The 7,122-nt window shown below is 32.3% G+C and carries 6 protein-coding genes; all 6 read right to left on the bottom strand.

Annotated elements, in window-relative coordinates; all coding sequences use genetic code 11:
* Positions 1–564: NAD(P)/FAD-dependent oxidoreductase (locus SPD90_RS09470; protein ID WP_320925066.1), on the bottom strand; the 564-nt coding region annotated here is incomplete at its 3' end.
* A gap of 135 nt (positions 565–699) precedes the next feature.
* The gene (locus tag SPD90_RS09465) at positions 700–1,542 is read right to left on the bottom strand and encodes a patatin-like phospholipase family protein (protein ID WP_290692121.1); all 843 of its coding nucleotides are present in this window, start codon (positions 1,540–1,542) and stop codon (positions 700–702) included.
* A gap of 11 nt (positions 1,543–1,553) precedes the next feature.
* Entirely contained in the window at positions 1,554–2,930 is a 1,377-nt protein-coding gene (gene rlmD, locus SPD90_RS09460) for a 23S rRNA (uracil(1939)-C(5))-methyltransferase RlmD (RefSeq protein ID WP_320925065.1), read from the bottom strand.
* 75 nt (positions 2,931–3,005) lie between these two features.
* Positions 3,006–3,698, bottom strand: coding sequence for a hypothetical protein (locus tag SPD90_RS09455; protein WP_320925064.1), 693 nt, complete (start codon positions 3,696–3,698; stop codon positions 3,006–3,008).
* Between the two features lie 285 nt (positions 3,699–3,983).
* A complete protein-coding gene (locus SPD90_RS09450; protein WP_320624850.1) occupies positions 3,984–5,555 on the bottom strand; it encodes a sodium-dependent transporter in 1,572 nt (523 codons plus the stop codon).
* 316 nt (positions 5,556–5,871) lie between these two features.
* Positions 5,872–7,122, bottom strand: a 1,251-nt coding sequence (gene pyk / locus SPD90_RS09445) for a pyruvate kinase (RefSeq protein WP_320925063.1), incomplete at its 5' end; no start/stop codon positions are given.

Below are 7,122 nucleotides of genomic sequence, written 5' to 3'. Positions count from 1 at the left end.
TGGATTTAATAATTGTTTTGGACGTTGGACAACTGTTACCTCCATACCTAAATCACGTAAATTTTCTGCTACTTCTAATCCAATATATCCTCCACCTGCAATAACAGCAGATTTTGGTTTATTTTTTTCCACAAATTCATGAATTTGTAATGTATCTTCAACAGTACGAAGCTTGAAAATTTTGTCTAATTCTACTCCAGGAACATCTGGCTGAGTTGGCTTTGCTCCTGTTGAAATAAGAAGCTTATCGTAGCCTTCTTCAAAAATTTCTCCAGTATTTAAGTTGTGAACAGTAACTGTTTTTTTATACGGATGAATATCAACTACTTCATGTCGTACCCTCATATCTATACGAAAACGTCTCCAAAAGCTTTCTGTAGTTTGTAATGTAAGTGCATTTGAGTCTGATATTACACCACTTATGTAATATGGAAGACCACAATTTGCGTAAGATACATGTCCTGAACGTTCAAAAACAACCACTTCTGCATTTTCATCTAATCTTCTTATACGAGCTGCAGCTGTTGCACCACCAGCAACACCACCGATAATTACTACTTTCATTTTATCTTACCACCTTTCTATAATAGCTTTTATTTTTATAAAACCTCTATCTTAATTATAATATTATAACAACTTAATTAATACAAAAAAAGGACTAAAGCTAAGCTCCAATCCTCTATAAACATTATATATTTTTTATCTAGATATATACTTTTGTAATTCCAACAAGCTCTCTGTGGCATCCTTTAGACCAAGGTCATATACTTCCTGTAACTTGTCAGGGTTTGTTTCTATTCTACCTATCTCTATAGGCTTTGAAGGACGTATTACAAAAACCTTACCCTCATTCTCCCACTGCTTCAATAGCTCGACTGATTTATTATACACATCATGTCTTTTAAGCAATTTTTCTGATAGCTGTGGTTGTTTTTTATAAAATAATTTTATAAGAGATGATGACATAGGTTTTTTACGATACTCCATATCACGTGTCAATATTACAATCAATTTATCATATCCCTGCGATGAAAGCCATTGAAATGGAATACTATCTGAGATACCGCCATCTAAATACATCTTATTATTATATAACACAGGCTTTGAAACAAAAGGCATAGAACCAGAAGCGCGTAAAACATCCATCTGCTCAAATGCACTGTAAACCTGAATATATTCAGGCTCACCAGTTTCTATATCTGTTACAACTGCATAAAAAGGTATCCCAGATTTTTTATAACTCTCATCGTCAAATGGATCTAGTTTACGTGGTACTTCTTCGTATGCATATTTTGTATTGACAATATTACCTTCTCTAAGCAATGGACGTAATCCCATGTAATTTTTATCACTATTAAATCTTTTGTTATATCGTATAACTCTTCCTTTTTGTCTTGATAAGTAATTCACCCCGAATAACGCACCAGCAGACACACCTACAACAGCATCGACAGAAATACATTTTTCTAAAAAAACGTCTAAAACTCCAGCGGTATACATTCCTCTCATAGCACCGCCTTCCAATACTAATCCAACTTTCATCTTTTATTCTCCTAAAAAACTTCTTCTTCACCTGCTTTAGTTATAAGCGCTACATTCTCGACATGCACACTATGCGGGAACATGTCTACAGGTTGAACCTCATGACACTTATATCCTCTATCATTCAAATAAGCCAAATCCCTAGCAAGAGTCGATGGATTACATGACACATAAACAACTCTATCAGGTTGCATAGACACAATCGTATCTAATACCTTTTCATCACATCCCTTTCTAGGAGGATCTACAACTACCACATTGGCTCTCTTACCTTCTCTATACATCTTAGGAACGACTTCCTCTGCCTTTCCAACATAGAACTCGACATTATCCATATCATTTATCTCAGCGTTTCTCTTCGCGTCTTTTATTGCATCTTCTATGATTTCTATTCCGTACACCTTTTTCGCCTTTTGAGCTAAAAATAATGATATAGTACCTATACCGCAATAAATATCAAATACAGTATCATTTTCTCCCAAATCTGCGTACTCTAAAGCTTTATTGTATAAAACCTCAGTTTGAAGTGGATTTACTTGGAAGAAGGATAATGGAGAAATTTCAAATACTAGTTCTCCAATATAATCTCTAATTATACCGTCTCCATATGCAACAATATTTTCTTTACCTAAAATTACATTAGTTTTTTGTGTATTTACGTTTACAACAAGAGTTTTAAATCCAGGAATATTTTCCTTTAAAACCGATGCTAGCTCATTTAAGTGAGGTAGCTTTCTTCCATTAGCAACTAAAACTATCATGACCTCGCCTGTTGTAAATCCAACCTTAGTTACTAGATGTCTCAATAATCCCTTGTGAGTTTTTTCATCATAAATACTTACATTGTATGCTCTAATATAAGTTTTTATTATTTTCATTATTTTATCGTTTACTTCATGTTGTATAATACATTCATCAGTCGATATTAAGTCGTGACTTTTCTTTTTATAAAATCCTATGATAGGCATATCATTTTTCTTTTGAATCGGAAATTGTGCTTTATTTCTATATCTAAAAGGATTTTCCATTCCTAAAGTATCGTGAATTACCACATCATCTAGCTTTCCAATCCTAGATATAACCTGCTTTACTTCGTTTGTCTTTATATCAAGCTGTTTTTGGTAATCTAATTCTTGAATTTGGCATCCTCCACATTGTCTAAGACCTTCACTACATCTTCTAGCCACTCTAAATGGTGATCTTTCAAGTATTTCTACTATATCTCCAACTGCATAGTTTTTTTTAGATTTTGTAATTTTGACCTTTATCTTATCTTCTATAAGTCCGCCATCAACAAATACAGTAAAACCATCGTATTTTCCAATTCCTACGCCACCTTGACCTATATCCACTATATCTACTATATACTCTTTATTTTTTGATAACATAGGCTCTATCCTCCGAACAATTTTTTTAGACTTCAAAAATTTATTTTACCAAAAAAATAAGGACTTATAAAGTCCTTAAATGAATAAATCTTTATTTTTAAATCCGAAATATAATTGACAACAAGCTACTATAAGTAATATTATTCCACCTACAAAGCCGATATAAACTAATTTTTCAGCTAAACCTTGAGCTATCCCTGAATCTACTATAGCTTGTACATATCTTTGGAAATCACCCATAGCTTGTATTCCATATCTTATCCATGTAGCAGCAGTCATAATTGCTACTGGAACTATACTCATACTCATTAAAAATCCATTCATAGATCTTTTTTTACATCCTCTAACCCCTAAAAATATAGGTACTATAAATATCAAAGGTAAAATATATCCATAAAATTGAGGAGTTAGTGCAAAGAATAATGCTCCTGTTATATAAAAACTAAAAAGATACCATTTTAAATTATTTGTTTTACCTTCAAAGTCCATTAATGAGGCTTTTAAATATCTTATGTAAATAGGTATATCATTTGCTACATTATCTACACTTTTTCCACCTCTTATATCTTTAAGAAGCTCAGTCCCCTTCGAATTTAGTTGATTATATTGAGTTCTAAAATACTCTGGTAATTCTAAATCCTTGTATTGATTGCTTAATTTATCTAAATCAGATAAATATTTATTTTTTTTGTTGTCTTTAATGCCTTTTATTTTTTTGATCTCTTTACTTAAATTATTAATTGTTATCACTACTGCGTTTGAACTCAATTAATACACCTCCTCCTACGAAATATATAATATGTAAAAAACATTGTCTATTATAATTATAATTTCTACATTTTATTAAAAAACCCTACAAAAATTTGTAGGGTTTTCTTTTTTCAACATTTAGCTATAATATCATCAGCTTTAAATTTATATTATCCTTGATTACTAACTATTTTCTTTAAAGCTATTGCTGCTGTTCCTAATATAGCAACCCAAACAATACCCATAAATGTACATGCTGCACCTGTCATGACTATTCACCATCCTTTAATTTTAAAACATGACTTAAGCTTTAGCTTGATTAGAATCTATTTCATCTTTATATTTACGTTTAATAGCTTTGTATGTTTGTATGAATCCTATAACTAATACGGCTATAACTACACATCTACCTGCTATAGCCCAAGGAGCCATATATTCTATACCTGCTAGATAAGATGGCACTAACTTGAAGTTACCAGCTACCCAATAATCTCTAGTAAATATAGCTAAGAATACTATTATACATACTGGAGTTAAGAATTGAGGGAATACTCTGTAGAACCATTTAGGAACCTTCCATAATCCACCTTTATTCATTTCTTCTAGACCTTCATCCTTAACTAACCATGCAACTGTTATAACTTCTAATAATCCAAGAACTATTAATAAGTAGTTACCTATCCAGTTATCTACTTCTGTGAAGTAAATTAAGTTAGCTTCACCAGTTACAACACCTTCTGCTGCTATTGGAGCACCAACTATTAAGTATAATATGAATATCATTACGGCACCTTTCTTTCTGTCTATGCCCATTTCTTCTTCTAGTAATGCAACTAAGTAGTTGTACATTGCTATTGCAGATGTGAATCCTGCGAAGAATAATAAGAAGAACCATACAGCACCGAATATTCTACCACCAGCCATTGTAGTGAATACATTTGGTAATGCCATAAATGCTAATCCTATACTACCTTTGATACCTTCTGGTCCAAGGAATGCATAAGATATAGGTATAACAGATGTACCAGCTAATATAACTTCTGCAAATTCGTTTAATGCTACAGTTGCTACAGAAGCTGTTACTATATCTTCATCTGGTTGTAAGTATGAAGCATAGTTACAGATAATCCCCATACCTAATGATAACGTAAAGAATATTTGACCTGTAGCAGTAACAACAGATGCTGAAGTTAACTTACTCAAATCTGGATTCCAAACGAAATTTAAACCACTTAAAGAACTCCAATCAGGATTTACTGGAGCGCCTAATGTTACGGCTCTTATTGCTAATATAATACCAAATACATATATAGTTGGCATCATTACTTTAGCCCAAGCTTCTATACCTTCAGATACACCTTTCATAACTGCCCATCCTAAGAATGCTAATGATATAACCCAGAATACTAACATCTTTGGATCAGTTACATAACTTACGAAGAATGCACCTGAATCAACACCTACATAACTTCCTAATAATGAATGTACTGCATATCCTAATGACCATCCTATGATATGAGTATAGTATGAGTTAACTAATATAGTTACCCCAAATCCTATAGCTCCACATGCAGAACCAAGTATGATTGCTTTTTTAGGAGATATAGCTTTTTTAGCTTGTATATATACCATTGGACCAACTGTACCATGTCCATGGGCACCACCATAACGTCCTATACTCCATTCAATCAACATTGTAGGTAAACCTATAACTATTAGTGCAAAGAAATAAGGAATCATGAATGCTCCACCACCATTAGTGGCTGCTATATACGGGAATCTCCAGAAGTTACCAAGCCCAACTGCATTCCCTGCCATCGCAAGAATAAGACCTATCTTCGAACCCCATTGATCTCTGTTTTGATTATCTGCCATCTTTACCCCTCCTTTTTACTTAATATTATGACCTAAACAAAACAAATATAACTAAAATAAATCAGAAAATATAATGATAATTTAATAAAGTATTTATAAAATATCTATATATAAATTATACTTTTTTATAAGATTATAAATCTTAATATTTTATTAAATTTTCTGACTATTAATTTTGTAAAAAAGGCCACTAAAACATAAAGCATCTGCTAATTTAGTGGCCCACCTTATAGAATTATAGTATCACCATTTTTATGAAATTTCAATAAATATTTCAAAATTTTATTAATATTTAATCAAATACTATAAAATATTTTTATAATACTCTACTTGAACCTCTGTAAACTACTCCACTTAGAGCATCTACTGTTACAATTTCTCCATCTGTAACTTTATTCATTATATCAACCGCTGACATTACTACTGGTTTACCTAAATTTATACCTACTATAGCAGCGTGCGAAGTCATTCCGCCTTCTTCAGTTATTATAGCGCCCGCTTTTTCAATATATTGGTTCATATCTGAATCAGTCATAGATGTTACTAGTATATCACCTTCATTAAAATTATCACATGTTTCGCCATTTTTCACGATTCTAACTTTTCCTTCTACACTAGTTCTACCTACACCCATACCATTTGCTATTTCTTCACTTATTACATGAACCTTTATTAGGTTAGTTGTTCCACTTTCTCCAACTGGTACACCAGCTGTTATTACAACTAATTCACCTTCATTTACGTAACCAGCTTCTTTAGCTACATCTATAGAATATTCTACAACTTCATCGGTATTGCTTGCTTTAGGAGCCTTAGCAGTATAAACACCCCAGCTTAGTGATAATTGTCTCTTAGTTACTTCACTATCTGTAGCAGCCACTATAGGAGTTTTAGGTCTAAATTTAGATACCATTCTAGCTGTATGTCCTGAAGAAGTAGATGTTACTATTGCTGATGCATTTAATTCTACTGCTGTTGTACAAGTAGCATAACTTATAGCATCTGTTACTGTAGATCCTTTTAAGTTACTAGCTTTTAATAATTCTTCATAATCTAAAGTTTCTTCTATTCTTTTAGCTATTGATGCCATAACCTTAACAGCTTCAACTGGATATTTACCAGCCGCAGTTTCTCCTGATAGCATTATTGCATCAGTTCCATCGTATATAGCATTTGCAACGTCTGTTACTTCTGCTCTTGTTGGTCTAGGATTTCTTATCATAGAATCTAGCATTTGTGTAGCAGTTATAACTGGTTTTCCTAATTCGTTACATTTTTTGATCATATTCTTTTGTATTATTGGTATTTCTTCTGTTGGAACTTCAACACCTAAGTCCCCTCTTGCTACCATTAAACCGTCAGAAACTTGTAGTATTTCATCTAAGTTTTCTACACCTTCTTGGTTTTCTATTTTAGATATTATTTGTATATGTGTAGCATTGTTATTTTCTAAGATTTCTCTTATAGCTAATACGTCAGATGCTTTTCTAACAAAAGATGCAGCTATAAAATCTATTCCTTGTTCTATACCAAATTCTATATCGCTTATGTCTTTTTCTGTTAAAGC

This window comes from Intestinibacter sp. (genome assembly GCF_034113885.1).
In the GTDB taxonomy this organism is placed as follows: domain Bacteria; phylum Bacillota; class Clostridia; order Peptostreptococcales; family Peptostreptococcaceae; genus Intestinibacter.
This window is presented reverse-complemented; position numbering and strand designations above follow the sequence as displayed.

Excerpts from the sequence above, each read along its gene's own strand:
- SPD90_RS09465 (WP_290692121.1), bottom strand. The coding sequence starts at position 1,542 with ATGAAAGTTGGATTAGTATTGGAAGGCGGTGCTATGAGAGGAATGTAT.
- rlmD (WP_320925065.1), bottom strand. The coding sequence starts at position 2,930 with ATGTTATCAAAAAATAAAGAGTATATAGTAGATATAGTGGATATAGGT.
- SPD90_RS09450 (WP_320624850.1), bottom strand. The coding sequence starts at position 5,555 with ATGGCAGATAATCAAAACAGAGATCAATGGGGTTCGAAGATAGGTCTT.